The organism is Sphingopyxis macrogoltabida, from assembly GCF_001314325.1.
Classification (GTDB): domain Bacteria; phylum Pseudomonadota; class Alphaproteobacteria; order Sphingomonadales; family Sphingomonadaceae; genus Sphingopyxis; species Sphingopyxis macrogoltabida.
In genome coordinates, this window is sequence record NZ_CP009429.1 from 3,216,204 (window position 1) to 3,241,590 (window position 25,387).

Below are 25,387 nucleotides of genomic sequence, written 5' to 3' on the forward strand. Positions count from 1 at the left end.
GAAGGGCGCGATGAGCGACAAGAGTGCCCTTGACCGATTGCCCGCCGGCTGGACCGGCGGCGCACCCGACGCCGACGCGCTGTTCGCGATGGCGGAGGCGGCGCTGGAGACGATGCCCGCCGCTTTCGCGCCGCATATCGCAGGCGTCGTGATCGCGATCGAGGAGTTCGCGGACGACGAGGTGCTGGCATCGCTCGACATCGAACATCCTTATGATCTGACCGGCCTGTACGAGGGCCGGCCGCTGACCGAGCGTAGCATCGACCAGAGCGGCGGCATGCCCGACCGGGTAACGCTCTATCGTGTCCCGATCCTCGTCGAATGGATCGAGACCGGCGAAAAGCTCGAATGGCTGGTGCGTCACGTCCTGATCCACGAGATCGGCCATCATTTCGGCTTTTCCGACGACGATATGCACGCATTGGAAGATATGGCGTGACCGGGCTTTTGCGGCTCGACGACGTGACGTGCATCCGCGGCGACCGGCTGCTCTTCGAAAAGCTGTCGCTGGTGCTGAACCGCGGCGATGCCTTGTGGCTGCGCGGTCCCAACGGCGCGGGGAAGTCGAGCCTGATCCGCCTTGCCGCGGGGCTGCTCCGCCCCGCCGCGGGCACGGTCGAGCGGCGCGAGCGGGTCGCCCTGATCGACGAGGCGGCCGCACTCGACGCCGAACTTCCCTTGCGCCGCGCGCTCGATTTCTGGGCGCGGGTCGACACGGTCGACGGGCATGCCGTCGATCGGGCGATGGCGGACATGGCGCTCGCCCCGCTTGCCGAGGTGCCGGTGTCGATGCTGTCGACCGGCCAGCGCAAGCGCGCCGCGATGGTGCGGGTAATCGCAAGCGGCGCGCCGATCTGGCTGCTCGACGAGCCTGCGAACGGCATGGACGACGCAGCGCAGGCGCGGCTCGTCGCGGCCGTCGCGAAGCACCGCGCGAACGGCGGCGCCGTGCTGCTCGCCTCGCATTTCGCGCTCGGCATTCCCGACCTCGCCGAACTCGATATGGGCGCGCTGGCATGAGACGGCTTCCGTCATTGCGAGGAGCCGAAGGCGACGTGGCAATCTCCAGCTATCGGCCTTGCGCGAGGCCGATAGCTGGAGATTACTTCGCTTCGCTCGCAATGACGAGCTCGGGGTTTCCGGCGTGACCGCCCTCATCGCCCTGTTCTGGCGCGACCTGCGGCGGGCGTGGGGCAGCGGCGCGCTGTGGCTGCCGGTGCTCTTCTTCCTGCTCGTCGCGACCGCCTTTCCCTTTGCCGTCGGCCCCGATGCGCCGCTGCTGCGCCGCGCGGGCGGCGGCATGGTGTGGGTCGCCGCGTTGCTCGCGGCGCTGCTGCCGATCGACCGGCTGGTAAAGCCCGATCGGGACACCGGCGTGCTCGACCAGCTTGCGGTGCGCGGCTTCGCCGACGAACTGATCGCGGCGGTCAAGATCGGCGCCCATGGCATTGGTTTCGGGCTGCCGCTCCTCATCGCACTTTTTCCGGCGGCGGCGCTGCTTGCGCAGGATGGCGGGCGCACCCAGTTGCTCGCGGCCGGCATCGCGATCGCGATCCCTGCGCTGGCGTCGCTCGCGGTGCTGAGCGCAGCGCTGACCGCGAACCACAAGGGTGGCAGCGCGATCGGCGGGCTGCTGATCCTGCCGCTTGCCGTGCCGCTGCTGATCTTCGGCGCCGGGATGCTCGACCCGTCGGGGCGCGGCGCCATCAAGCTGCTCGCGGCGACCAGCCTGCTGCTGACCATGATCGGGCCGTTCGCGGCAGGCGCGGCGCTGCGGGGGCTGCGCGAATGACGCGCCAGTCGCTCGCGCATGTCGCGCTCGTCGTGCGCGACTATGACGAGGCGATCGACTTCTATGTCGGCACCTTGGGCTTCACGCTCGTCGCCGACGACTATCAGCCCGCGCAGGACAAGCGCTGGGTGCTCGTCGCCCCGCCGGGCAACCCGCCGGGCGGCGCGACGATCCTGCTGGCGCGCGCGACAAACGAACATCAGGCCGCATTCATCGGCGACCAGTCGGGCGGCCGCGTCTTCCTGTTCCTGCAGACCGACGATTTTGCCCGCGACTATCAGCGGCTGCTCGACAAGGGCGTCAGGATCGAGCGCGCACCGCTCGAGGCCGATTATGGGACCGTGGCGGTGTTCCTCGACCTCTATGGCAACAAGTGGGACCTGATCGAGTTTCGCCGACCTGAATAAGAAAAGGGCCGGAGTTTCCCCCGGCCCCTCCCTTAAATCGTTGCGGTGCCGATCAGGCGCCGGCGACGTCGGCCGTGTCGACCTTCACGCCCGGGCCCATCGACGACGACAGCGCGACCTTGCGGACATATTTGCCCTTGGCGCCGACCGGCTTCGCCTTGACGATCGCATCGACGAAAGCGTCGAAGTTCTGGCGGAGCTTTTCCTCGCCGAACGACAGCTTGCCGAGGCCAGCGTGGATGATGCCGACCTTTTCGACGCGGAATTCGATCTGACCGCCCTTGGCGGCCTTCACGGCTTCGGCGACGTTCGGGGTCACGGTGCCCAGCTTCGGGTTCGGCATCAGGCCCTTCGGACCCAGCGTCTTGCCGAGGCGGCCGACGATGCCCATCATGTCCGGCGTCGCGATGACGCGGCCATAGTCGAGGTTACCCGCGAGCATGTCTTCCATCAGGTCTTCGGCACCGACCTTGTCGGCGCCGGCGGCCAGCGCCTTGTCGGCATTATCGCCGCGGGCGAAGACCGCGACCTTGACGTCCTTGCCGGTGCCGGCGGGCAGCGTGACGACGCCGCGGACCATCTGGTCGGCGTGACGCGGATCGACGCCCAGGTTCATCGCGATTTCGAGCGTTTCGTCGAACTTGGCGGTCGCCAGTTCGCGCACCAGCTTGATCGCTTCGTCGACGCCGTGGAGCTTCAGCGCATCGACCTTGCCCTCAAGGGCCTTCTGCTTCTTGGTCAGCTTAGCCATGGGTTCAGCCCTCCGTCACTTCGAGGCCCATCGAGCGGGCGCTGCCTTCGATGATCTTCGTCGCCTGTTCGATGTCGTTGGCGTTGAGATCCTTCATCTTGATCTCGGCGATTTCGGTCAGCTTCGAACGGGCGATCTTGCCGCCGCTGATCTTGCCGGGCTCCTTCGAACCCGACTTCAGGTTCGCGGCCTTCTTGATCAGATAGGTCGCCGGGGGCGTCTTGGTGACGAAAGAGAAGCTCTTGTCGGCATAGACGGTGATGATGGTCGGCGTGGGCGTGCCCTTGTCCATGCCATCGGTCGCGGCGTTGAACGCCTTGCAGAATTCCATGATGTTGACGCCGCGCTGACCGAGCGCCGGCCCGAGCGGCGGCGACGGGTTGGCGGTGCCGGCGGGCACCTGCAGCTTGATGTAGCCGCTGATCTTCTTGGCCATGATAGCCTCCTGTCTTTCTGTCGCCCCGGACCGGATCCGGGGCTCAAAATAAGCGGTCGAACAGAAGGGCATCACCCCTTCCTCCCGCGCGGAATCACGCCCTTATCTGACGCGAAGCGGCGCCGTTAGCCGCAAAACGGCTGCAAAGCAAGGCTTTTACCCCTGCGGCACCAGCCGCAGCAGCCCTTCCTGCATCGCCGACGCGATCAGCGTGCCGTCCTGTCGGTAGATCAGCCCGCGATTGATGCCGCGGCTGCCGCCGGTCCAGTCGCTGTCCATCACATAGACGAACCATTCGTCGACGCGGATGTCGTCGTGAAACCACATCGCATGATCGAGGCTGGTCGAGAACAGGCCGGGCGTCATGAAATTGAGCCCGTGCGGCAGCATCGCCGAGGACAGGAGCCCCATGTCCGACGCGAAGGCCAGGAAGGCACGGTGGACAAGCGGGTCGTCGCCGACCGGTGCCGCGACGCGAAACCATTGATAATGCTGCGTTGCCTTTGCCGACGCGGGCGGGCGATGATTGCGCAGCTCGAAGGGGCGGCGGCGCGCCATATGGAAGAAAGTGTCCTCGGACACGTTCGGATCGGCGGCGATCGTCTCGAGGAAGTCGCGGCACGCCTCCGGCGGCAGCAGGTCGGGAATCGGGACCTGATGCGACAGACCGGGCGTCGGAAGCTGGAACGAAGCGGTCAGGTTGAAGATCACCTTGCCGTCCTGCCGCACGACGACGCGGCGGTTGGCGAAGCTGCGCCCGTCGAAGTCGCGGTGGACACGGAAATGCAGCGGTTTGGTCTCGTCGCCGCCGCGCAGGAAATAGGCGTGCAGCGAATGGACCTGTTTTCCGGCATCGACGGTGCGTGCGGCGGCGACCATCGCCTGCGCGATCACCTGCCCGCCGAAGATGCGCTCGCGCGCCGTAGTGGCCGCCGCGGGAAAGGTGAATTCGTCGGCCTCGTCCGCCGGTTCGAGGTCGAACAGTCGCGCCACTGCGGCGACGACTTCACTTGCATCGACGCTGGCGTTGATCGCACGCGCGCGTTCGAGACGAGCCTGAACTGCATCGGGAGTCAGGCTCATATGCTCATCCGCCGTTGGGGAAGGATGACGGCGCCGGCCGTCACTTCATGCGTTCGACCTGCTCGAAATCGAGCTCGACCGGGGTCGCGCGACCGAAAATCGACACGCTGACCTTGACGCGCGCCTTTTCGAAATCGAGTTCCTCGACCAGCCCGTTGAAGCTGGCGAACGGACCGTCGAGCACCTTGACCTGATCGCCGATTTCGTAATCGACGCGGATTTCCTGCTTCGGACGGGCCGCAGCCTCTTCCTTGCTGTTCAGGATGCGCGCGGCCTCGGCTTCGCTGATCGCCTGCGGCTTGCCCGACGAACCGAGGAAGCCGGTGACCTTCGGGGTGTTCTTGACGAGGTGATAGACATCGTCGGTCATCGTCAGCTTGGCGAGAACATAGCCGGGGAAGAATTTGCGTTCGGCCTGCACCTTCTTGCCGCGCTTCACCTCGGTGACCGTCTCGACCGGCACTTCGACCGCTTCGACGAGCTGGGTCAGCCCCATGCGTTCGGCTTCGGCGATCACCGAATCGCGTACCTTGTTCTCGAAACCCGAATAGGCGTGAATGATGTACCAGCGCGCCATAATCTGCGTGTCCTGTCCCTGTAAGTCCGTAAAGGTCGCGCGGCTCAGCGCGCGAGCGACGTCAGCCAGCCGACGATCGCGTTGAAAACCGTGTCGACGCCGACGAAGAACAGCGCGAGGATCGTCGTCATGATCAGCACCATGATCGTCGTCTGCACCGTTTCACGACCGGTCGGCCACACGATCTTGGTGGCTTCCGACTTCACCTGATTGACGAATTCGCCGATGCTGGTCTTGGCCATGTCGATCGTCCTGTCCTTCGTGCGTCCAATAACTGACGGCCAGATGGGTTGCCGCCCCCCGCACGTCAAGCGCGCTTCGGGCAATAGTCCGCCCACCCTACCCGAGCATGTCGGCGAAAGGCGGAAGGAAAACGGCGCATCTGTCCGAATGGGCGGCCTTTACTTGGGCCGCGCGGCGATTGCAAGTCAAAGGCGGGCGAACCTGCGCTGCATCAATACAAGCAGACCGGCCATGACGATCCAGCTCGCGGTCGGCTGGAGCGCGAAGAGGAGATGGAGTTCGCGCGCCGCCGCCTGTCCGTTCTGCGGATCGAAACCGACGATATCGAGCATCGCGTAGCTGACCGCGATCGCGGCGGCGACCCCGAACTTCTGCATCAGGTTCAAAAGCGCGAACAGAAAGGCGGACCGGTTCCGCCCGCACCGCTCGGCATCGCGCGGGATCAGGTCGGCGAGCATCGAATAGGTGAAGAGCAGCCCGACAAAGCCGGTGCCGAGCGCGAGAGAAAAGCCGACCGCCTGCCCGAGCCCCTCCGGCTGCCGGAACAGCGTCGTGACGAGCAGCGTGGAAATTAGCAGCCCCATCGCCATCATCATCGGCGGCTTGCCGAACCGCCGCGCAAGAAATGTCCAGACCGGCGACGCAAGCGCGCCGCCGATAAAGCTCGCGAAGAGCAGCACCGCGCTCTGCGCGTCCAGGTCGAGCACCGCGGCGGCGAAGAAGACAAACAGCGAGGTCAGCGACCCGAAAGCGAAGCTGTTGAGGAACTGCACCCCGAGCAACAGCATCAGCGGCGGAAAGCCGAGCGACGCGCGGATTTCATGCCGCCATCCGATCCCCGGTTCGGCGACCACCGGGCGGCGCGGGACGTGGCGGATCGCGAACAGCGCGATCGGCACCATGACCAGAAAGACGCTGGCATAAGCGATGATCCTGCCCTGCAGGCTGATCCCGGGGATCAGCAACTGTGCCGCCGCCGGCGCCGCAAAGGCAAGGATCAGCGCGATCTTCGAAAACCAGTCGCGCATCCCGTAAAGCAGCGCGCTGTCGGCGGGCGAACGCACCAGCGCCGCGCCCCACGACAATTGCGCGACCTCGTAGAGGCTGTAGCTCGAATAGAAGAGCACCATCATCAGGAACAGCGCCGCGAAGGGCAGCCGGTCACCCACCGTCACCAGCGCGAGCAGCAGCAGCGACAGCGGCACGATCGCCTGCAGCATCCAGCGCCGGTGCGCGCCGATGCCGGTGCGGACGCGGTCGACCATCGTCCCGATCAGCGGATCGACGATACCGTCCCAGATCGTCGTCAGCGAAAAGAGCAGCCCGACGAGGGCGACCGAGATCGCCCCGCCCTCGGCGATATAGGGCGGCAGATAGACGCTGAACGGCAGCCCGAGGATGACCGTCGGCCCCGCGGTCGCGGCATAGGCCGCGACAACGCGCGGACGCAGGGCCGTCGTTTCCCCGGGGCGGCCGGATGATGGCAGGGCTGTACTGGCCAGGACGCTAACTCCCGCAACGGGAAGGCTAGCTTCCAGCTATTGACAGCAATGTCAACAAATCACAGGTCAGGCAGGCGACGACAGCTTCATCAGCAACAGCCCCCCGACGATCAGCAGCGCCGCCGCGATCCGCATCGCATTCGCCTGTTCGCCGAGCCACAGGATCCCGACAAGGAAAGCGCCGACCGCCCCGATCCCGGTCCAGATCGTGTAAGCGGTGCCGAGCGGCAGCGATTTCATCGACAGCGACAGCAGCACAAAACTGCCGATCATGGCGACCAATGTGACGATCGACGGTCCCAATCGGGTGAAACCGTCCGATTGCTTCATCGCAAAAGCCCAGACGATTTCGAGCAGTCCGGCGATACCAAGATAGACCCAAGCCATGGGCAGCCTCCTTCAAAGCCGCCGGGCCGTCCCGGACCTGAAACCCGCGCATGGAGCGGGCGAGGACGTGGCCTCCTTTACCGGCCGCCCCATAGCGCTGGGCAGCGCCGGCGGCAAGCTTTGCAGCCGCCGCCTGCGTCGTCGCGGATCAGAATCGCGCGTTCGCGCCGATACCGATCACGCGCGGCCGCTGCTCGATATTCTCGCCGATCGTCCCCAGCGGTCCGATGAGGTTGGGCGCGTTTTCGTCGAACAGATTGTTCGCGAACAGCGCGACTTCGACCGGACCGAACCCGACACCAACGCGCAGGTTGACCAGATCGCGACCCGGCCGCGGGATGACCGGCGGCACGTTGAAGAGGCGCAGCGTGATCTGCGACGGCCCGGCGTGCTGGTAATCGATGCGGAAGATGCCGGTGACGCTGTCGGTCAATTGCGGCCGGTAATCGAGCGACGCCGACCAGGATTCGCGTACCGCACCGTCGACCGGATCGCCGACCGCCTTGTCGATCGTCGCCTTGTCGAACTTCAGATTGTTCCAGCCATAGGTCGCGGTCAGCGTCAGCGCCCTGGTCGGCCGCGCCGTCGCCGACAGGTCGACACCCCAGCCGTCGACATGGCCGCCGTTGGTGACCGCGGCGAGCGCGCTGCCGGGAACGAAAGTATAGGACTGCACCTTCGACCATTCGCTGCGATAGAGGCTCGCGTCGAGCGTCAGCTTGCCATCCAGAAGCTGGTGCTTCGTCCCGAGTTCATAGGTCCAGATCTCGTCCGAATCATAAGTCGGCGGAATACCCGGGCCCACCGAGGTCGCGTTGAATCCGCCGCTGCGGAAGCCTTTGGCGACGTTCACGAAGACCATCGAACTGGGCGAGAATTCGTAGCTGAGGTTGAAGCGGGGGTTGAACGAGTTGAAACTGCCGTCACCGATATCGGTTGTCGGCACGCCGAAATTGACGCTTTCGATATGCGCCGTCTTGTGTTCGTCGAAATAGCGCAGGCCGACAATCGCCTTCAATTGCGGCGTGAAGGCATAATTCACTTCGCCATAGAGCGCGTAGGATTTGTTGCGGAACAGGACGTCGGAGGCGACAAGATCGATTGGCGAGGGGTTCGGCGCCGTCGGGGTCGTCGTGACCGAATGGAATTTCGAATCGCGGTAGATCGCGCCGACCTGCCAGCCGAAGGGGCCGTCGCCTTGCGACGCGAGGCGGATTTCCCCGTTGTAGATGTTGAAATCGGAATCGGTCGCGGTGCCGACGCGGTCGATGAAACCCGGCGGGAAGATCATGTTCAGCGTCGGCAGATAGAAGGCGGAAACGTCGGACTGACCGCTGTTGTGCCGGTCGATATAGCTCGTCGAAAAGCTGAGGAGCGCGGTATCGAGGTCGTAGCTCATCTTCCCTTGAAACAGCGTATAGCGATCGTTGACCGGCTGCGGCAGCAACGCCGTCGTCCGGTAAACGACGCCGAAATCCTGATTGGCCTGTTTCGATTCCTGATAGACGCCCATCAGCGACAGGCTGAGCCGGTCCGAAGGCTGCGCGAGCAGCGTCCCGCGCAGCACATAGATGTCGGCCGAATTGATATTCTTTTCGCCGCTGACGGCATTGTCGATGTACCCGCCGATCCGTTCATAGCCCGCGACCAGCCGGACACCGAGCTTGTCGGTTGCGATCGGCAGGTTGAGCACCCCGACCGCCTTGTAATTGCTGTCGCCATAGCGGGTCGACGAATATTCGCCCTCGAACGATCCGCCGACCGCATCGAGCCGCGGCGCCGCCGGAATGTAACGGATCGTGCCGCCCATCGAGCCCTGGCCGTAGAGCGTCGCCTGCGGCCCGCGCAGCACCTCGACCCGTTCCATGTCGTAAAGGCGGACGTTGAACGGATCGCCCTGCGTATCGAGCCCGAGCGGTGTTTCGTCGAGATAGAGCCCGACGGTCGAAGAACCGATCGTCGTCGCGAGACCGCGGAGCTGCACGAACTGGCGGCTGACGCCATATTCATAGGTCGAGAGGCCCGGCACCGAATATTGCAGGTCCTTGAGATCGGTCGTTCCCCGCGCCGCAAGCTCGTCGGCCCCGATCGCACTGATCGACAGCGGCACGTCCTGCAACCGCTGTTCGTAGCGCTGCGCGGTGACAATGATGTCGCCCGACGATGCTTCCGAGGCCGTATCGCTGCCGCCCGTCACCTGCGCAAAGGCGGCGGCCGGCAGCATCGCCGTACCCGCCATCAAAGTCATGATCCGTTTTTTCATCTTGCCGCTCCCCTATAGTGTTTCGAGATTTCCGCGATGCCGGGCTATGCGCGCGCCGCGGTCAGGCCGATCTGGTCCATCACAAAAGCCAGCCATTCGCCGTTCCAGCGGGCGGCATCGGCCGGATCGTGCGCCCCATGGCCGGTATCGCGCCAGACGCGCAGATGGATCGGACGATCGCCGGCATTGGCTTCGTCGAGCCGCGCGGTGAATTTGCGGCCATGGAACGGCATGCAGCCGAGATCCTTCTCGCCGAAGACCTGATAAATCGCCGGATAGGCGACGCCGTCGCGGACGTTGTGATAGGGCGACCAGCGCCGGATACTGGCGGCGTGATCGGGCTGTGACGGATCGCCATAATCCTCGAAAAATATGGCCCGCACCCCCGCGACGGCCGCGCTGTCGGGCAACGGTTCCAGCAGGTCGAAGATCGGCACCGTCGCCACCACCGCCCGCCACAAATCGGGCTGCTGGACGATCGCGACCCCGGCGAGCAGGCCGCCGTTGCTGCCGCCCATGAAGGCCATTTTGTCGGGCACCGCGATGCCGTCGGCGATCAGCGCCTCGGCCACCGCGCGCAGGTCGTCGAATGTGTTCTGCTTGTCGAACAATCGCCCGCCGTCGTGCCACGCCTTGCCATATTCGCCGCCGCCGCGCAGCGACGCCTGAACGAAGACGCCGCCCGCTTCGATGAACGGCACGTGCGTCGCGGGAAAGGACGGAAGCTGTGACAGGTTGAAGCCGCCGTAGGCATAGACAAGCGTCGGTTGCGGGCGGCCCGGGTCAACGTCCCTGCGGCGAACGACGAAGTAGGGAATGCGCGTCCCGTCGCGGCTGGTCGCGAAGCGCCGTTCGGCGATCGCGTGGTCCAGTTCGTGCTTTGCTTCGCCGATGCGGCGCAGTTCGCCGGTTTGCGGATCGTGGATGAACAGCACCGACGAACGGGTGAAGGTCGTGTGCGTCAGCGCGAACATGTCGGTCGGACGAACCGCGCGTTCGGTGAGCATCGACTGCGACGATCCCGGATTTTCCAGCGGCAGCGTTTCGACCAGCCTGCCGGCGAGATCGAAGACCCGCACGCGCAGCGACACGTCGACGAGGTCGCCGACATAAAGCCGTTCGCCGACGACACCGGCCCAGCCGATGAAGCCCTCGCCTTCAGGGACGAGTTCGCGCCAGGTCGCCATATCGCGCGACGTCAATGCCGGAATGGCGACGACGCGGCCGCGCGGAACGCCGTTGTTGACGCGCGCCACATAAGTCTCGCCGTCGATCCAGCTCCCATCGCATTCGCCCTCGAAATTCTCGGGCAGGAAAGGCGTCGGCACGAGCGTTTCGAGGTCGACGTGGACGAGCGCAACATGCTCGTGCGGTTCGGTGACGGCGACGCCGCGGCGGCCGTCGGGAGAGACCTGCAGCGTCAGGCCCGAATGTTTGGCCGCGACGAGTTGCTCGGGAAGCGGCACCGCGGCGCGTTCGCTGGCGCCTTCGGCCACGGGTACGAAGCGCAGTTCATGCACGCCCTCCACGGTGCGGCCGTCGAGCCAGAAGCCGCTTTCGTCGGGGAGCCAGCCGGGCCGCGCACCCGAATAAAGAATCGCGGCGACATCGAGGACATGCCGTCCCGTCGCGCTTTCATAGACCGACCATGTCCCCATCATGTCACCGTCGACGCCCCAGGCGATCGCGACGAAACGGCCGGCGGGCGACGGCTCCACAAACGCAAGCATCACATTGCCGCCGCCGTTCGCCGCCGACATCACCTGCCTCGATACGATGGTGCGCCCCGGCCCGTCCGGCTCGGTGCTGACCCGCAAGACCTGATCGTCACCATCCTGCGCATAGCCGAACCAGAAGGCGCCGCGCTTGCGCGGCACGAAATAGCCGCCGGCATCGGCCAGTTCGAGCAGCCGGTCGCGAACGGGGGCAAAGTTGGGCGAAGCCTCGGCCGCCGCGCGCGCGACCCGGTCGCGCTTCCACTGCCATTCGAGCGCCTCGGCGGTGTCGTCGTGAAGATGCGCGAAGCGATCCTCGAACGTGACGCCGCCGATGGTCTTGCGGACGGGCTTCGCCTGCATGTCTTTTCCTCTTTCCATGATCGGGCGAGTGTAGTCGCCCACCGGTCCCGCTCCATTCGCGAGCGGACAAAAGCCTTTGGCGATTTTCCAAAATCGCCGGCAGCGCGTGCGGATCAGCCCGGCATTTCGACGCGCGCCTTGATGCTCGCAAGATAGGCATTGAGGTGCACATCGGCGCCCGAGGTCATTTCGGCGACCGCCGCCGCGAGATCCGGCCCGTCGCCGCCGGCCGGAGCATCGACCTTAACGCTTGTGTGGCAATCGATGGCATAGCTGGTACCGCCCGCGGCTTCGCGCGCATGATAGGTTGCGTAAACGCGCATGCCGCCGGGCACCGAGAGATAATCGGCCATCACGCTCAGGCGGCGCGCGGTGTCGTCGCGCTCGGTGATGTGGACGATGCGTTCGTCGACCACGCCATCCTGTTCGAAGCGCATGCGATAGCCGCCGAGGGTCGCGGCCGGATCGTCGAGCGGTTCGATCGTGCCGAATTCGCGAAACTTCTTGGCTTCGACATAGTCGCTCAGGATTTCGCGCCACACCGCATCGGGCGCGGCGGCCATCTCCAGCGCCACATGATTGACCATCGTCACCGGAACCTGTTCAGCCACTCGCTATCTCCCGAATATATCGACCTGCCCTTTCCCGGGCTTTCGCGGCCGCAGCCGGTCTGGAACGCCCGGCCGTCGCGGGTTATAAGGGCAAGGTCTGGACGAGCTCCATTCGATATCGTACAATAGTGTATATTGAGCGTCCAAAATGACGGCGTCAGGAGATGCGATGCAGCAAGCGATCCCTCCCGGTTCCGGCGCGCAGACTGCCGCCGTGACGATTTCGCCGCTCACCCGCGGCCGCAAAAGCCTTCGGGTGACGGCCGCCGCTGCGCGGCGCCGCTTTCCCGTCGATGCAGACACATTGCCCGCAGTATCGGTCGAGCGCGAAGTGCCGGATTTCCTTGGTGACGAAGACCCCGAGCGGATTCCGGGCGTCGAAACCTTTACGCAGCTTGGCCACCCCGGCCATTTTCGCGTTCACGGCCTGACCGACCATGCGTTCGGGCATTTCGAATTCTGCCGGCTGGACGACGGCTTTTTCGCAGGGATTTGCGACACCACCTACCTCGAACCGCTCGCGACAACGATGGTCGCCGACAATATGCTGCGGGTGATCATCGCGAGCGAGGGCGACGGCGAATATGCGACCGCGCGTGGCGAAATCGTCGACTTCAAGGGGCCGGGCGCGGTGATCATCATCGAACCGGCCGGCCAGCCACCGGCCGAGACGGTGTTCTTCGGGCGCAACCTCGGTGTCCACCTCTATATCCACTGCGACGCGCTGAAACGCCTGTACGCCGGAGAGGAAGGCGACCTGCCGGCGCTGCTCAGGGCTTTCATCGCCGGCAGCCTGCCCGCCACGGTCGCGCGCCGTTTACCGCTGACACCGCAATTGCTGCGCTTCCTCGAGGATCTGAAGGATTGCACGCTGGAAGGCCGCAGCCGACGGTTGCTGATCCAGTCGAAGGCCATCGAGATCCTCTGTCACGCCTTCGAGGCCCTCGACCAGGACGCGAATGGCGAAGCCTTCGCGGGCGCGTCGAAGCTCGCGGCCAGTGGCGTCCTCAAGGCACAGCGCCTGCTGAGCGACAATTTCGTGAGCCCGCCGTCACTCGACGACCTCGCGCATCAGGTCGGGCTCAGCCGCAGCGGCCTGTGCGCGGCGTTCCGCCAGATCGTCGGCCAGACGGTGTTCGACTATATCGCCGACCTGCGCATGCAGCAGGCGCTGGCCCTGCTCAATGAAAGCGGCGCGACGATCTCCGAAGTCGCTTATGCGGTCGGCTATGGCCATCCTTCGAGCTTTTCGGTCGCGGTGCAGCGCCGCTTCGGCACGACCGCGAGCGAGCTGCGGCGGCGCGGTCTTCCGGCCGCCTGACATCTCGCAGCGGCCGGCGCCTTTCCGACGATTGCCAAACAGTTTTGCACGCACGCCTAAGCGGGCCGGCAGCGTGCGTCATATGCGGGTTCCGATACAGAAGGCTGCGGGGTGCAAATGGAAGATATCGCTCTGATCGATCCGCCGGTGCAATCGATGACGCTTGCCGACGGGCGGACATTGTCCTGGCAGGAGTTCGGCGTGCCCGACGGACGGCCGGTACTCTATTTCCACGGCGGCGGCAGCTTCAGCCTCGAAGCCGGGATTTTCTATCGCGAGGCGGTGCGGAACAACCTCCGCCTCATCTCGACCAACCGGCCCGGCGCCGGGGATTCGACGCTTTGCCCCGGCCGCCCCGTTGCTGCTTATTCCGACGATTTGACCGAGTTGCTCGACCGGCTGAAAATCGAAAAATTCGCCTGCCTCGGCGAATCGAACGGCGGCATGATGACGCTGGCGACCGCCGCGACGATGGCGCCGCGCGTTCTCGGTGCCATTCCGATCAATCCGACTGTTCCATGGTTCGACCCGGTGGCACGGCGCGTTTCTCCGGGTTCGGTGGCCGTCGCCTATCGCCTGATGCGGCACGCGCCGTGGTTGCTCGCGACGCTGGCGAAAGTGGCGGCGGGCCGGATGCCGAAGATGAAGGCGGCCCGGCGGCCAAGCACCGGGCGGTTCGACCGCGCGAACCTGATCGGCCCGCCGCCGGGCACCGAGCCCGATGTCGCCGACCTGCAGTGGCGGATCATGGCATGCCACAACAAGGCCGCGCTCCTCGCCGAAGTGCGCTGGGCATCGGCGGACTGGGGATTCGACCCGCATTCGATCCCCACCCGCCTGGACTTCTTCTGCGGCGTCCATGACGCGCAGGCGCCCTTTGCGCTGGTGCTCGCGGATCATAACCCCGACGCCAGCTTCCACTATTTTTCATACGGGCATAACGCCTTCTCGCACCCCGATGTGCGGCGGCGGATCATGGATATGATCGCAAGCTATTTCGAGCGCTGAGCGGAGCGCACCGCGGCGGGCTCGCGATCAGATCGCCGGCAGTCCGCGCCGCCGTAACTCGCTCGGCGACGTACCGAAACGGCGCTGCACTGCGAGCGAGAAGCTCGACGGATGGCTGTACCCGACCGCATAGGCGATCTCGGTGATCGAGGCGTCGCGCTGGTTCAGCAAGGCGAGCGCATGCTGCATCCGGAGGTCGGCGATATAGTCGAACACCGTCTGGCCGACGATCTGGCGAAAGCCCGCACACAGGCTGCTGCGGCTGAGCCCCGCCTCGCGCGCAAGGTCGTCGAGTGACGGCGGGCTGGCGAAATTGTCGATCAGCAGGCGCTGCGCCCTCAGCACCCCGCGCGTCATCAGCGCCGAGGCTTCGGGCGACCCGAAATCCTCCTCCTGCGCCATCGCCTTGAAAGCATGGCAGAGGATTTCGATCGCCTTCGATCGGATGAACAGGCGGCGGCTGTGTTCGGTGAGGTCGCAGGCGTGCAGGTCGTCCAAGCAGCGGATGAGCCCTGCCCCGAGCGGCAGGCGCCGCGCGACCGTCTGGCGCAGGTTGCCGGCGATAAAGGCCTGCAGCACCGCCGGCAGTTCGTGTTCGCGTTGGGCATAAAGGCGCTGGAGCGCGCTGCGGTGGATATAGACGCTCGCCGTCCGGCAATGGCCGGCGAACACAGCCTGGGCGGGCGGCATGCCGGCGGGTTCGATAATGATCGCACAGCCGGCGCCTTTGAGGTCGAGCCGGTCGCCGCGCGGCGAGACATATTCGGCATCGTCGTCGCTTGCGACACGCACCCGCAACAGATCGGGGGCCGATATCGTCATCGGATACGGCGCGGCATGGGTGATATCGTTGAAATGGATCAGGAACCCGTCGGCCAGACCGCAACATTCGAAATATCCGGTGCCGATGTCCGCCGCCGGATAGGCCCGGCAATGATGGGTGTCGCCCAGGGGTTCGACCGCCTCGACCTCGCGCTCCGCGTTCCTCGCCGCCTCCTCGGCCCACCCCGCAGCCCATTGCTTCATCGCATAGTTCATCGCCATGGGAGGAAGGTCGCCGGCAATCGCGAAACGCCGAAATCCGAGTGCCGTCGAGGATCGCGACGCAACTGCGAGCTCGGTGCGCGAACGCCGCTTGGCCATTCGCCGGGTCAGCGCCGAATCGGCGGGGGCGGTGCTGGCATCGGCAAGGCTCGATCGCATGACATTCTCCCGGGCAGGCCGTGAATTCGACGATTAACAAACAGTTTTGTACGATAAGCTAAGTCGGCGGTCCAGTCCGCAGTTAAGGTGCCCCGATAACAGACGGGAGATGACCGGCGTGCCGACGAATATCGAACAGAAGCAGGCGCTCGACGCGCTTGTCACCGAAAGCTGGGAAGCCTTGCTCGAGCGCGATCCCTATACCGCCACGACCGCCGGCCGGAAGGTCACGGGGTTCGGCCGCGGCGACCTTGCCGAAGCCGAAGCTGTCGCGGCGGCGGCGCGGATCCGGCGCAAGCGTCTGGACAGCATCGATATTTCGGGGCTCGATCGCACCGACCGGCTGACCGCCGCCTTCCTCGCCAACCTGCTCGACACCGAAATCGACGAACCGCAGCGCTGGTGGACGAGTTTCGGCATTGCGCCCTATTCCAGCCTGTTCCTGTCGATGGTCCCGCAAATGCTGTTCGCGCCGATCGACCTGACCGATCCCGCCGAGGCGGATCGTTACCTGAAGCTGGCCGGGGATTTCGCCGATCTGGTCGAGGCGCTGCGCGAACGTGTCGAGGCACAGGCCGGGCGCGGCTGGCGGCTGCCCAAGCCCGCGCTTCCAGGTGCCCGCCGCGCGCTCGAAGGCAATGGTTCGATGGCGGTCACCGCCATCCTTCCCGCCGACGACCGCGCAGTGAGCGAAGAGACGCGCACGGCGATCGCGACACTTGTCGACGAACGGCTCAAACCCGCCTTCGCCCGCCTGATCGACATGATCGGTCCCGATTATGAAGCCGCGGCGCCCGAAGCCGCAGGCATGATGCACCAGCCGGGCGGCGCCGACGCCTATCGCCTGTGGCTGCGCTATCATCTTGGCGCCGACATCGACCCTGCCGACCTCCACCAGACCGGCCTCGACGAAGTCGCCGCGCTGGCCGCCGAGATGGAACGCGTGCGGGTCGCGCAGTTCGGCCACAACGGCGACGAAGCCTCGTTCCACGAATTGCTGGCGCGCGATCCGAAAGCGAAAGCGCCATCGGCCGAGGCGCTGGAAGCAACCTATAACCGCCATCTCGATCGCATGGCGCCGGTGTTCGCACGCATGTTCCGCAAGGCGCCGCTCGCCAAAGGCATTGTGAAGCGCCTGCCCGCCGAGCTCGAGGCGGGAATGACCTTCGGCTATTATTCGCAGCCGAAGGAGATCGGCGCCGACGGCATCTATTATTACAGCGGCAACGGGATTCCCGAGCGGATGCAGATGAATGCCGCGGCGCTTATCTTTCACGAGTTGGTTCCCGGCCACCATGTCCATCTTTCGCGCCAGCAGGAGAATGAGGCGCTTCCCGAAATCCGCCGCAACCTGCTGATCTCGACCGCCTTCAACGAAGGCTGGGCCGAATATGCGTCGGGGCTCGGCGAGGAAGCGGGTCTCTTCGACAATCCTTATGATTATTACGGCTTCCTGTCGCACCAGCGGTTCGTGTCGCAGCGGCTCGTCGTCGATACCGGGCTCAACGCGCTCGGCTGGACGCTCGATCAGGCGCACGCCTATATGAGCGCCAACACGCTCGAAAAGCCCGAGCAGGTAACGAGCGACATCTTGCGCTATGCCACCGACCTGCCCGGGCAGGCGCTCTGCTATCGCTGGGGCTGCCTGAAGTTCCGCGAATTGCGTGCCAGGGCCGAAGCCGCGCTGGGGCCGAAGTTCGACCTCGCCGATTTCCACGAGGCGATCCTCGATCAGGGGGCGCTGCCGATCCCGGTGCTCGAACAAAGCCTCGACGAATGGGCGCGCGAACGCGCTGGCGTCGCGGCTTGAACGAAGGAACAACGAACATGACCGACACAGTTTTGCCGCCGGCTGTCCGCATCGCCTATCCCGACACCGCAAGCCGCCCCGAAAGCGTCGCCTTCGGCGCTGTCCGCTATGACGATCCGTTCCGCTGGCTTGAGGAGGACACCGACCCCGGAGTGGTGGAATGGCAGCGGGCGCAAGACGACCTCGCACAAGCGCATCTCGCCGCCCTCCCGGCCTTCGGGACCTTCGTCGAACGGCTGCAGGCGATCGGCGAAACCGACGATGTGACGGTGCCGATGTTCGCGGGCGGGCGCTGGTTCCGGCGCCATGTGCCCGAGGATCGGGATCTCGCGGTGGTCGAGGTCAGCGCAGGGCCCGGCGAACCCGGCCGACGCATCGTCGATCTCAACGCGATGCGGACCGACGAACCGCTGCATCTTGCCGGGTTTCACCCCTCGCCCGACGGCCGCAAAGCGATCTTCGCGTGGACAGCGGGCGGCCGCGAAGAGCCCGATGTCCGCGTCATCGACATCGACACCGGCGCGACCCTCGTCGACGGCCTGCCCCACCGCAAACCGCAGAACTTCGCCTGGCTGCCTGACGGCAGCGGCTTCCTCTATCTCGCGCTCGACGCCGCGATTGCCGGCGAACCGGGTCTCCGGCGCCTCCTGCTGGACGCGCCGTCGCAGGCGCCGGCCGAAGATGTCGTCCTCGACCATCCCGTCGTGCGGCCGATCCTGTGCGCCGACCGCCGCCATATCGTGCTGGCGCTCGACCACCTCGCGCCGCGGCTCGACTATATCCTCGATACGCAGGGTGACGCGGGTTGGCAGCCCTTCCTGAAGGGTATCCCCGGCATCTTCCGCGGCGACATCCTCGGCGACAATTTCCTCGCGATCACCGACGACGGCGCCCCGCGCGGCCGGCTCGTCGCGATCCCGCTGGCAACGCCGGCCGATCGCGAAACGTGGCAGGAGATCGTCCCCGCGTCGGACAATGTGCTGGCGTTCGTGCTCGTGACGGGCGGTCGCGCCGTCCTCCTCGAATGGGTCGACACCTATTCGCGCCTCCGCGTGATCGACAAAGAAGGAGAGATCGAAGGCGAAATCGCCCTCCCCGGCCGCGGCATGGTCAACAGCTTCGGCGCCAATATGGTGCTGCCGACGATGCTCGACCCGATCGCGCGCGCCGCCGAAGGCGAAATCCTGTTCGTCTTCTCCGCCTTCGATCGGGCGCCCGCGCTCTACAGCGCGAACCTCGCGACACGTGAAACCAAAAAGCTGGGCGAACCGAAATACCGGCTCGACGTGCAGGTCCGCGACCTCGATTGCCGCAGTGCCGACGGCGCGCGCGTCCTCTATCATGTCGTCGCGCGGTCGGACCTCGACCTCTCGAAGCCACAGCCGACGGTGATTACCGGTTATGGCGGCTTTAATGTGACGGTCGCGCCGGGCTGGCTCGGAACCCAGTGGGCAGCGTGGATCGAAGCCGGCGGCGTCGTCGCGCTCGCGCATCTGCGCGGCGGCGGCGAGCATGGTACGCCGTGGTTCGAGCAGGGGCGGATGAAGCTCAAGCAGAACAGCTTCAACGACGTTCACGCGATCGCCGGGGATCTGATTGCGCGCGGTATCACCGCGCCCGCACGCCTCGGCGTCACCGGCGGTTCGAACGGCGGCGTCATGGCGTCGGCGGTCGCGGTGCAGCGTCCGGATCTCTATCGCGCCAGCATCCCCGTCGTCCCGATCACCGACGTCCTCGCCCGCGTGCGCGACCCGGTCACGATGGTCTCCTCGCTCGATTATGGCGACCCTGCCGACCCGGAGATGGCGGAAGCGATCCATCGCTGGTCGCCATATCAGAATGTCCGCGATGGTCTTTCCTACCCGGCACTGCTGATCGACTGCGGCGCGAACGATCCGCGCTGCCCGCCCTGGCACGGCCGCAAGTTCGCGGCGCGCGTCCAGCAGGCTTCGATCGGCGACTTGCCGATCCTGCTCCGGGTCCGCGCCGACGCCGGGCACGGCTCGGTCGGCAAGGCGCAGAAGGTCCGCGTGTCGGCAGACAACCTCGCCTTCTTCGCCCACCAGCTCGGACTCGAAGAATAGCGCGCTTCTAAACGCCGATTCCGCCGATCTCCGAACAGTTTTGCACGTTCGCCTAAGCGATGGTGCCGGTCGAAGATTAGCTTGCGACCAAAGCTCGGAAACCGGGCGGTCGACCGTTCGATAATGACAGAAATATTGGGGAGTATTTTAATGACCAAGTGGATCGCAGCCTTGATGGCGGGCACAGCTCTGCTTCCGGTAGCCGCCTATGCGCAGGACACCGTCAGCGGCGTCGCCGAAAGCACCGACAGCCTGCCGGGCGACATCATCGTCACCGCGCAGCGTTACAAGCAGCGGCTGCAGGATGTTCCGCTGTCGGTCAGCGCGGTGAGTGGCGACGAGCTTGCAGCTCGCGGGACGACCGACCTCAAGGACCTGCAATATTCGGTCCCGGGCTTTTCGACCTATGAAACCGGCGCCGGCCGCTCGACCGTCCAGCTCCGCGGCATCGCGACCACGATCGGTTCGTCGACGGTGGGCGTCTATTTTGACGAAACCCCTCTCGCGCTCGATACGATCAGCGACGGATTCAATGTCCGGATGCTCGACCTCGAACGCGTCGAGGTCCTGCGCGGCCCGCAAGCGACGCTTTATGGACAGGGGTCGATGGGCGGAACGATCCGCTATATTCCGGCGGCGCCGCGGCTCGACGCGGTGAGCGGGTCGTTCAACGGCGAATATTCGACGACGCGTTATGGCGCCGACAATTACAAGGCCGTCGGTGTCCTCAACCTGCCGCTCACCACCGACGTCGCGGGCATCCGCCTGGTCGCCGGTTACGAACGCATCGGCGGGTTCATCGACAATGTCACGACCGGCGAAAACAACGTAAACTCGGCGGATATCTATACAGTGCGCGGCAGCTTCCTGTTGCAGCCGACCGACCGTTTCTCGCTGTCGCTGATGGGCCTCTACCAAAAAATCGATCAGGCCAATCAGGACAATGGCCGCAATTATCAAACGAGCGCCGTCCTCCCCTCACCGCTACGCGATCGCTACACGCTCGTTCAGGGCAAGATCGGCTATGATCTCGATTTCGCCGAACTCACCACTTCGGCAAGCTGGATCGACCGGCGCAATGTGACACAATTCGATATTTCGGACGCCTTCGTCCCCGTCCTCGTGGGCGGTTTCGGCCTGCCGCCCGGCTTCATCGACCAGATCGGGATCGTCGCGACGACCGACTATGAAATCTTCAACAGCGAAATACGGCTGGCATCGCAGAGCGACGGGCCGCTCGGCTGGCAGTTCGGGGCGTCGTACAACAGCACGAACATTCACCAATATGGCGGGACGTTCACCGCGCCCGGCTCGCTCCCCTTTGCGATCATCGCCAGCGACGATTTCCGCGAGAACAAGGCCTTCACCCTTTACGGCGAGGCGAATTACGCCTTTACACCGCAATTGAAGGCCATCGTCGGGGTGCGCTATTATCGCGAACACAAGCAGCGCGACGTGCGCAGCACCAACTTCGGCCTCACGACGACCGATACCGGCGACGCGACGTTCGAAACGGTCAATCCGCGCGTCAACGTCAGCTATGAATTCACGCCCAACTCGATGGTCTATGCCAATGTCGCGAAGGGCTTTCGCAGCGGCGGCTTCAACCAGACCTCGGCTGGCGGCGGCATCATCGACGTTCCCCCGTCGTACGAGCCCGACAAGATCTGGACCTATGAACTGGGCACCAAGCATCAGTTGTTCGGGAACAAGCTGATCCTCGACGCCAGCGTCTATCGCAGCCTATGGTCGGACGTGCAGTCGAACAATTTCGCTCCCGGCGGCGTGGTCATCATCATCAACAATTCGGGGCATGTGTCGGGCTGGGGCGTCGACCTTTCGGCGACCGTGCGCCCGGTGCGGGACCTGACGCTGTCCGCAACCTATGGCTGGAACAACCTGAAGTTCGACGAAGCGACCGCCGACAAGGCGCCCGGCGATCCGGTCGACGCGGCGGTACGCAACAGCTGGTCGGCTTCGTTCGACTATCGCCCGCAGCTTTCGGACAATGTCACCGGCATCTTCCGCGTCGATTACCAGCATGCCGGCAAGGGCCAGTTCACCCTCCGCAATCAGCCGGTCCCGGTAATCGAACGGCCGCGCCGCGACATCGTCAATCTGCGCGTCGGCGTGGCCGCAGGCCCGGTCGAGGTCGCGCTGTTCGCGAACAACCTGTTCGACGAGGATGCGCCGGTCATCATCGGCCCCTTCTCGCTCTTCTCCGAAAATGTCGAACAGCGTCCGCGCGTGATCGGAATCAGCGCGAGCGGGCGATTCTGAACAGGGATAATGTCATCCGGCATCGGTTCCCCACCACACGGACCCGCTGCATCTGCTAAAGCTGGACGAGCACAGACGATGAGGAAGGCGAAGGCATGAAGCAGTCGGCGAGCGATGCGGATACGTGGGGCAAACTCTCGTCATGACCGGTTTGGCTCACTCCGAAATGCCCGCCGCCACAAAAGCCGGCGATCATGCGGACGGCGCGGGGGCGAAAGCGCCCGCGTCGGCATGGTATGCGCTCGCGATCCTGATCGGCACCACCCTGTTCGCCTTCGTCGACCGGCAGATCATCAACCTGATCGCACCGTCGTTGCAACGCGATCTCAATATCAGCGACCTGCAACTCGGCATGTTGCAAGGCCTTGGCTTCGCCTTCTTCGCCAGCCTCGCCGCCTATCCGATCGGCTGGCTTTCCGATCGCTTCGGTCGCCGCCTCGTCCTCGGCTGCTGCATCATGGTCTGGTCGATCTCGACCGCAGCCTGCGCATTCCAGACAAGTTTCACGGGGATTTTCGCGGCCGCAGCAGGCATTGCGATCGGCGAGGCGGCGCTGACCCCGGTCATCTTCTCGATGCTGCCCGACCTGTTCCCCGAACGCCAGCGCAACACCGCCAATTTCATCTTCTTCGCCGTCGCCCTGCTGGGCGCCGCGCTGGGCCTCGCGCTGGGCGGCGTGACGCTGGACCTGCTCGAGACGAACCACGGCTCCCTGCCGGCGTTCTTTGCGAGCATGGATAGCTGGCGGGTCGCGCTGATCCTTGTCGCCGCCCCCGGACCGCTCTTTGTCCTGCTGCTGTCGACGATCCGGATGACGAGCAATTCAGGCCGCGTCGCTGCGGAGGGCGAACCCGCCCTGAACAATATCCTGCCCTTCCTCCGCGAGCACTGGCGCGCGATCGCATGTATTTACGGCGCCATCTTTGCCTACAGCCTCCCGCTTGGCGCGGTGGGTGCCTGGTTGCCCGTCGCGATGCCGCGTGCCTTCGAGGGGATCGATGCGGCGTCGGTCGGCGTCCAGCTCGGAATCGCGATGGGGGTGGGCTCGATCGCCGGCCTGATCATGGCGCCGATCGGCATCAAGCTGCTGCGCGGCGACGCCGACCTCAAGCCCCTGCGGACAGCCCGCTTCTATCTGACGGTTGCCAGCCTGCCGACCCTGTTCATCCTGTTCGCTTGGCAGCCGTGGCAAATCTATGCCGCGGTCGGCGTCCAGGTCGCACTGCTACTCGCGACGGGCGCGCTGATGCCCGGTGTCTTGCAGCAACTGTCGCCGCCCCACCTGCGCTCGCGCCTGCTGTCGCTGCTCGGCATCTCCGGCGCGATCGCGACCGGCCTCGCCCCGATGATCGTCGGTGCCATGTCGGGCCTGCTCGATCCCGATCGGGGGCTGCTGACCGCCATGGTCCTCGTCGGCCTGCCGGCATGGATCGTGGCCGCGATCCTTATGTCGATGGCGCGTCGTCCGTTCGTCACGACGATCGCTGCGATCCGCGGCTGACTTCCCGCCGCTGGATTAGCGGACCGCGACGCACTCGCCGCGCACGGCTAACGCCGTGCGTCGGCATTCGGGCCGCGGCGCCGCAAATGGCTGTCGGGCGTATTTTGCAGAGCGGGAGTAAAAGATGGTGCCCGGGGACGGGATCGAACCGCCGACACTGCGATTTTCAGTCGCATGCTCTACCAACTGAGCTACCCGGGCAAGGCCGCTGCGGCCGGTCGGCCGCGCTGCGAGCGGCGGCTATAGGCAGGGCTTTCGATCCTGTCCAGTGGCTTTGTGACCGCTTTTTTCGCCGGTCATCCCTCGTCGAAACGATCGTCGTCGGCGGTGCCGTCGGGCGGCTGGTCGACCGGCACGCGATAGCCTTCACCGAACCAGGTCAGGAGGTCGCGGTCGCGGCAACCGCGGCTGCAGAAGGGCTTATATTCTTCGTCGCGCGGCGCCCCGCACAGCGGGCAATTGCGGCGCTTCGTGCCGGCTTCACTGGGCATGGCCCGCTCCTTTGATCGTGGCATCGCCGGCAAGTTCGACGCGCCGTCCGGTCCGTGTCTGCAACGCATCGATCCACGCCGGGTTCGCCGCGATATGATCGATGACCGCCGGACGCGCAGTGATCCGGAGCATTCCCGTCCCGCCTGCACGTTCGGCCTGCCGGAGCAGCAGCGCGGCATCGGTCGCAACCGGATCGAGCCTTATCTGTTCGATAAGCGACGGCCGCTCGCGGCGGCGGATGATCTGCATGAGGCCGAAGCCGTTGACCGCCGTGCGCTCGAACGGTGGCGGCAGCGCCGCGTCGACAAGCGCGTCGATCGCAAGGCGTCCCGTCCGGTCAGGCAAGGACGGGAAATCGATCCCGATCGACCCGCCGATATCGCAGCAGCGAATAACGGCGGCGGCCGCTTTCCCCCCGGTCTTGGCGAGCGCCAGCGCGTCGCCGTCGCCGTCGATGTCGATCAGCACCATCGCCGGGGTTGCATCGACCCACAGCGCGCCGCCGGCAAACGGCCAGTGTCCGGCGCGAACGCGGTCGACAAGTTCCGACCAGCCCGCCTGTTCGAGCAGGTCGGGGCCGGTCGGCCGCACTTCGGTAACCGCAACACCGCTCGCCGCAATGCGCGCGCGCAGGTCCGGCCCGTCGGCTAGCGGCGTGTCCGGCTCCGCCAGCACCGCACGCGCCGGTTTGTCGCGGCCGCGTTCGCGAAGCGCCATGCGGGTGATTTCGACGACCAGCCGCGCGCCGGTCGACGTTGCGGGTGGCACCGCGGCAAGCGTCGCCTGCGGTTCGCCGGGCCAGTCGAGCACGACGAGCGCGCCCTTGCCACCCCGTCCCGCCTCGACCAGCCGCGCCGCGACGACCGCGCCGACGCGCGGACCGTCGCCGTCGCGCTCGATGCGGGCTTGGATGATTTCGCCATCCTCGACGAGCGCGGCGCGTGCCTCGCCGATCCCGGCTTCGTACAGCCACTCAGCCAAGTGCGATTCCGGCGCTGGCGAGGAGCGTCGCCGTTTCGAACATCGGCAAGCCGACGACGTTGCTATGGCTGCCCGACAGGAAGCGGACAAAGGTCTCGGCGCGACCCTGGATCGCATAGCCGCCCGCCTTGCCCATCCCTTCGCCGCTTTCGACATACCAGTCGATCTCGGCGGCGCTCAGCGCCTTGAACGCGACGATCGTATCGACGACGCGCACCCGCGCCCGGCCGTCGGTGCCGACGACGCACAGCCCCGACCAGACGTGGTGCCGCCGGCCCGACAACAGCCCAAGCATGCGGCGAAGATCGGCCTCGTCGGCGGGTTTTTCGAGGATGCGGCGCCCGACCGCAACCGTGGTGTCGCCGGCGAGCACGACCTCGTGCGGCGCGCGTTCGATCGCCAGCGCCTTTCCCTCGGCAAGCCGGGCGACATAGGCGCGCGGCAGCTCGCCCTTGCGCGGCGTTTCGTCGATGTCGGGTGACGCGATGCGCGCCGGAATCACGCCGATCCGCGCCAGCAATTCACGCCGGCGCGGCGAAGTCGAAGCCAGAACGAGCACGGGCATAGTCGCCGCGCC

The 25,387-nt window shown here is 65.6% G+C and carries 24 protein-coding genes and 1 tRNA gene; 10 read left to right on the top strand and 15 right to left on the bottom strand.

All coding sequences use genetic code 11. The features are described from left to right. The first annotated feature begins 10 nt into the window (after nucleotides 1-10). The 4 genes from LH19_RS15885 (at nucleotide 11) to LH19_RS15900 (ending at nucleotide 2,199) form a co-directional block, all read left to right on the top strand. Complete coding sequence (locus LH19_RS15885; RefSeq protein WP_054587113.1) at nucleotides 11-439, top strand: metallopeptidase family protein; 429 nt, start codon at nucleotides 11-13, stop codon at nucleotides 437-439. Beyond that, nucleotides 436-1,020, top strand: coding sequence for a heme ABC exporter ATP-binding protein CcmA (gene ccmA / locus LH19_RS15890; protein WP_054729999.1), 585 nt, complete (start codon nucleotides 436-438; stop codon nucleotides 1,018-1,020). The genes LH19_RS15885 and ccmA overlap by 4 nt, the downstream gene beginning before the upstream one ends. A gap of 124 nt (nucleotides 1,021-1,144) precedes the next feature. Then, complete coding sequence (locus tag LH19_RS15895; protein ID WP_054730011.1) at nucleotides 1,145-1,792, top strand: heme exporter protein CcmB; 648 nt, start codon at nucleotides 1,145-1,147, stop codon at nucleotides 1,790-1,792. Next, nucleotides 1,789-2,199 carry a VOC family protein gene (locus LH19_RS15900; RefSeq protein ID WP_054730014.1) on the top strand — a complete coding sequence of 137 codons (411 nt, stop codon included), beginning with the start codon at nucleotides 1,789-1,791 and terminating at the stop codon, nucleotides 2,197-2,199. The genes LH19_RS15895 and LH19_RS15900 overlap by 4 nt, the downstream gene beginning before the upstream one ends. Nucleotides 2,200-2,251: 52 nt before the next feature. Here the strand turns inward: LH19_RS15900 and rplA are convergent, their stop codons facing one another. The 10 genes from rplA to LH19_RS15950 form a co-directional block, all read right to left on the bottom strand. After that, nucleotides 2,252-2,950: a 50S ribosomal protein L1 gene (gene rplA, locus LH19_RS15905; protein ID WP_054730017.1), complete on the bottom strand. Its 699-nt coding sequence runs from the start codon at nucleotides 2,948-2,950 to the stop codon at nucleotides 2,252-2,254. Nucleotides 2,951-2,954: 4 nt separating this feature from the next. Then, nucleotides 2,955-3,386 (bottom strand): 50S ribosomal protein L11, encoded by a 432-nt coding sequence (rplK, locus tag LH19_RS15910; RefSeq protein WP_054587108.1) that lies wholly within the window; start codon nucleotides 3,384-3,386, stop codon nucleotides 2,955-2,957. Nucleotides 3,387-3,542: 156 nt separating this feature from the next. After that, nucleotides 3,543-4,469: an acyl-CoA thioesterase gene (locus LH19_RS15915; protein ID WP_054730022.1), complete on the bottom strand. Its 927-nt coding sequence runs from the start codon at nucleotides 4,467-4,469 to the stop codon at nucleotides 3,543-3,545. A gap of 40 nt (nucleotides 4,470-4,509) precedes the next feature. Next, nucleotides 4,510-5,046, bottom strand: coding sequence for a transcription termination/antitermination protein NusG (gene nusG / locus LH19_RS15920; protein ID WP_054587106.1), 537 nt, complete (start codon nucleotides 5,044-5,046; stop codon nucleotides 4,510-4,512). A gap of 44 nt (nucleotides 5,047-5,090) precedes the next feature. Continuing rightward, nucleotides 5,091-5,288, bottom strand: coding sequence for a preprotein translocase subunit SecE (secE, locus tag LH19_RS15925; protein WP_054730026.1), 198 nt, complete (start codon nucleotides 5,286-5,288; stop codon nucleotides 5,091-5,093). A gap of 186 nt (nucleotides 5,289-5,474) precedes the next feature. Further along, nucleotides 5,475-6,827, bottom strand: a complete 1,353-nt coding sequence (locus tag LH19_RS15930) for an MFS transporter (protein WP_082395783.1) — start codon at nucleotides 6,825-6,827, stop codon at nucleotides 5,475-5,477. A gap of 30 nt (nucleotides 6,828-6,857) precedes the next feature. Beyond that, nucleotides 6,858-7,178 (bottom strand): DMT family transporter, encoded by a 321-nt coding sequence (locus LH19_RS15935; RefSeq protein WP_054587103.1) that lies wholly within the window; start codon nucleotides 7,176-7,178, stop codon nucleotides 6,858-6,860. Nucleotides 7,179-7,326: 148 nt separating this feature from the next. Beyond that, nucleotides 7,327-9,441: a TonB-dependent receptor gene (locus tag LH19_RS15940; protein ID WP_054730036.1), complete on the bottom strand. Its 2,115-nt coding sequence runs from the start codon at nucleotides 9,439-9,441 to the stop codon at nucleotides 7,327-7,329. A gap of 44 nt (nucleotides 9,442-9,485) precedes the next feature. Continuing rightward, nucleotides 9,486-11,519: a prolyl oligopeptidase family serine peptidase gene (locus LH19_RS15945; RefSeq protein ID WP_054730038.1), complete on the bottom strand. Its 2,034-nt coding sequence runs from the start codon at nucleotides 11,517-11,519 to the stop codon at nucleotides 9,486-9,488. 113 nt (nucleotides 11,520-11,632) lie between these two features. Then, complete coding sequence (locus tag LH19_RS15950; protein WP_054730040.1) at nucleotides 11,633-12,130, bottom strand: SRPBCC family protein; 498 nt, start codon at nucleotides 12,128-12,130, stop codon at nucleotides 11,633-11,635. Nucleotides 12,131-12,299: 169 nt separating this feature from the next. Between LH19_RS15950 and LH19_RS15955 the strand changes: the two genes are divergently transcribed. Further along, nucleotides 12,300-13,451, top strand: coding sequence for a helix-turn-helix transcriptional regulator (locus tag LH19_RS15955; protein WP_054730048.1), 1,152 nt, complete (start codon nucleotides 12,300-12,302; stop codon nucleotides 13,449-13,451). A gap of 117 nt (nucleotides 13,452-13,568) precedes the next feature. Then, a complete protein-coding gene (locus LH19_RS15960) occupies nucleotides 13,569-14,459 on the top strand; it encodes an alpha/beta fold hydrolase (RefSeq protein WP_054730051.1) in 891 nt (296 codons plus the stop codon). Nucleotides 14,460-14,486: 27 nt separating this feature from the next. On the opposite strand, the gene LH19_RS15965 is transcribed toward LH19_RS15960, so the two are convergent. Then, nucleotides 14,487-15,662: a helix-turn-helix transcriptional regulator gene (locus LH19_RS15965; RefSeq protein ID WP_054730053.1), complete on the bottom strand. Its 1,176-nt coding sequence runs from the start codon at nucleotides 15,660-15,662 to the stop codon at nucleotides 14,487-14,489. A gap of 118 nt (nucleotides 15,663-15,780) precedes the next feature. On the opposite strand from LH19_RS15965, the gene LH19_RS15970 reads away from it, so the two are divergent. From LH19_RS15970 to LH19_RS15985, 4 genes are all read left to right on the top strand, one after another. After that, nucleotides 15,781-17,472 (top strand): DUF885 domain-containing protein, encoded by a 1,692-nt coding sequence (locus LH19_RS15970; RefSeq protein WP_158514440.1) that lies wholly within the window; start codon nucleotides 15,781-15,783, stop codon nucleotides 17,470-17,472. 17 nt (nucleotides 17,473-17,489) lie between these two features. Further along, nucleotides 17,490-19,556 carry a prolyl oligopeptidase family serine peptidase gene (locus LH19_RS15975; RefSeq protein ID WP_158514441.1) on the top strand — a complete coding sequence of 689 codons (2,067 nt, stop codon included), beginning with the start codon at nucleotides 17,490-17,492 and terminating at the stop codon, nucleotides 19,554-19,556. Between the two features lie 150 nt (nucleotides 19,557-19,706). Beyond that, complete coding sequence (locus LH19_RS15980) at nucleotides 19,707-21,836, top strand: TonB-dependent receptor (protein ID WP_054730058.1); 2,130 nt, start codon at nucleotides 19,707-19,709, stop codon at nucleotides 21,834-21,836. A gap of 142 nt (nucleotides 21,837-21,978) precedes the next feature. Continuing rightward, entirely contained in the window at nucleotides 21,979-23,337 is a 1,359-nt protein-coding gene (locus tag LH19_RS15985; protein WP_082395791.1) for an MFS transporter, read from the top strand. Nucleotides 23,338-23,462: 125 nt separating this feature from the next. Here the strand turns inward: LH19_RS15985 and LH19_RS15990 are convergent. From LH19_RS15990 to LH19_RS16005, 4 genes are all read right to left on the bottom strand, one after another. After that, nucleotides 23,463-23,538, bottom strand: a tRNA-Phe gene (locus tag LH19_RS15990). A 95-nt stretch (nucleotides 23,539-23,633) separates the two neighbouring features. Next, complete coding sequence (locus tag LH19_RS15995; protein ID WP_054730063.1) at nucleotides 23,634-23,828, bottom strand: DNA gyrase inhibitor YacG; 195 nt, start codon at nucleotides 23,826-23,828, stop codon at nucleotides 23,634-23,636. Next, on the bottom strand, nucleotides 23,818-24,810 hold the full coding sequence (locus tag LH19_RS16000; protein WP_054730065.1) for an Rne/Rng family ribonuclease: 993 nt from the start codon (nucleotides 24,808-24,810) through the stop codon (nucleotides 23,818-23,820). Before LH19_RS16000 ends, LH19_RS15995 begins: the two co-directional genes overlap by 11 nt. Beyond that, on the bottom strand, nucleotides 24,803-25,375 hold the full coding sequence (locus tag LH19_RS16005) for a Maf family protein (protein ID WP_054730067.1): 573 nt from the start codon (nucleotides 25,373-25,375) through the stop codon (nucleotides 24,803-24,805). The genes LH19_RS16000 and LH19_RS16005 overlap by 8 nt, the downstream gene beginning before the upstream one ends. Nucleotides 25,376-25,387 lie beyond the last annotated feature (12 nt).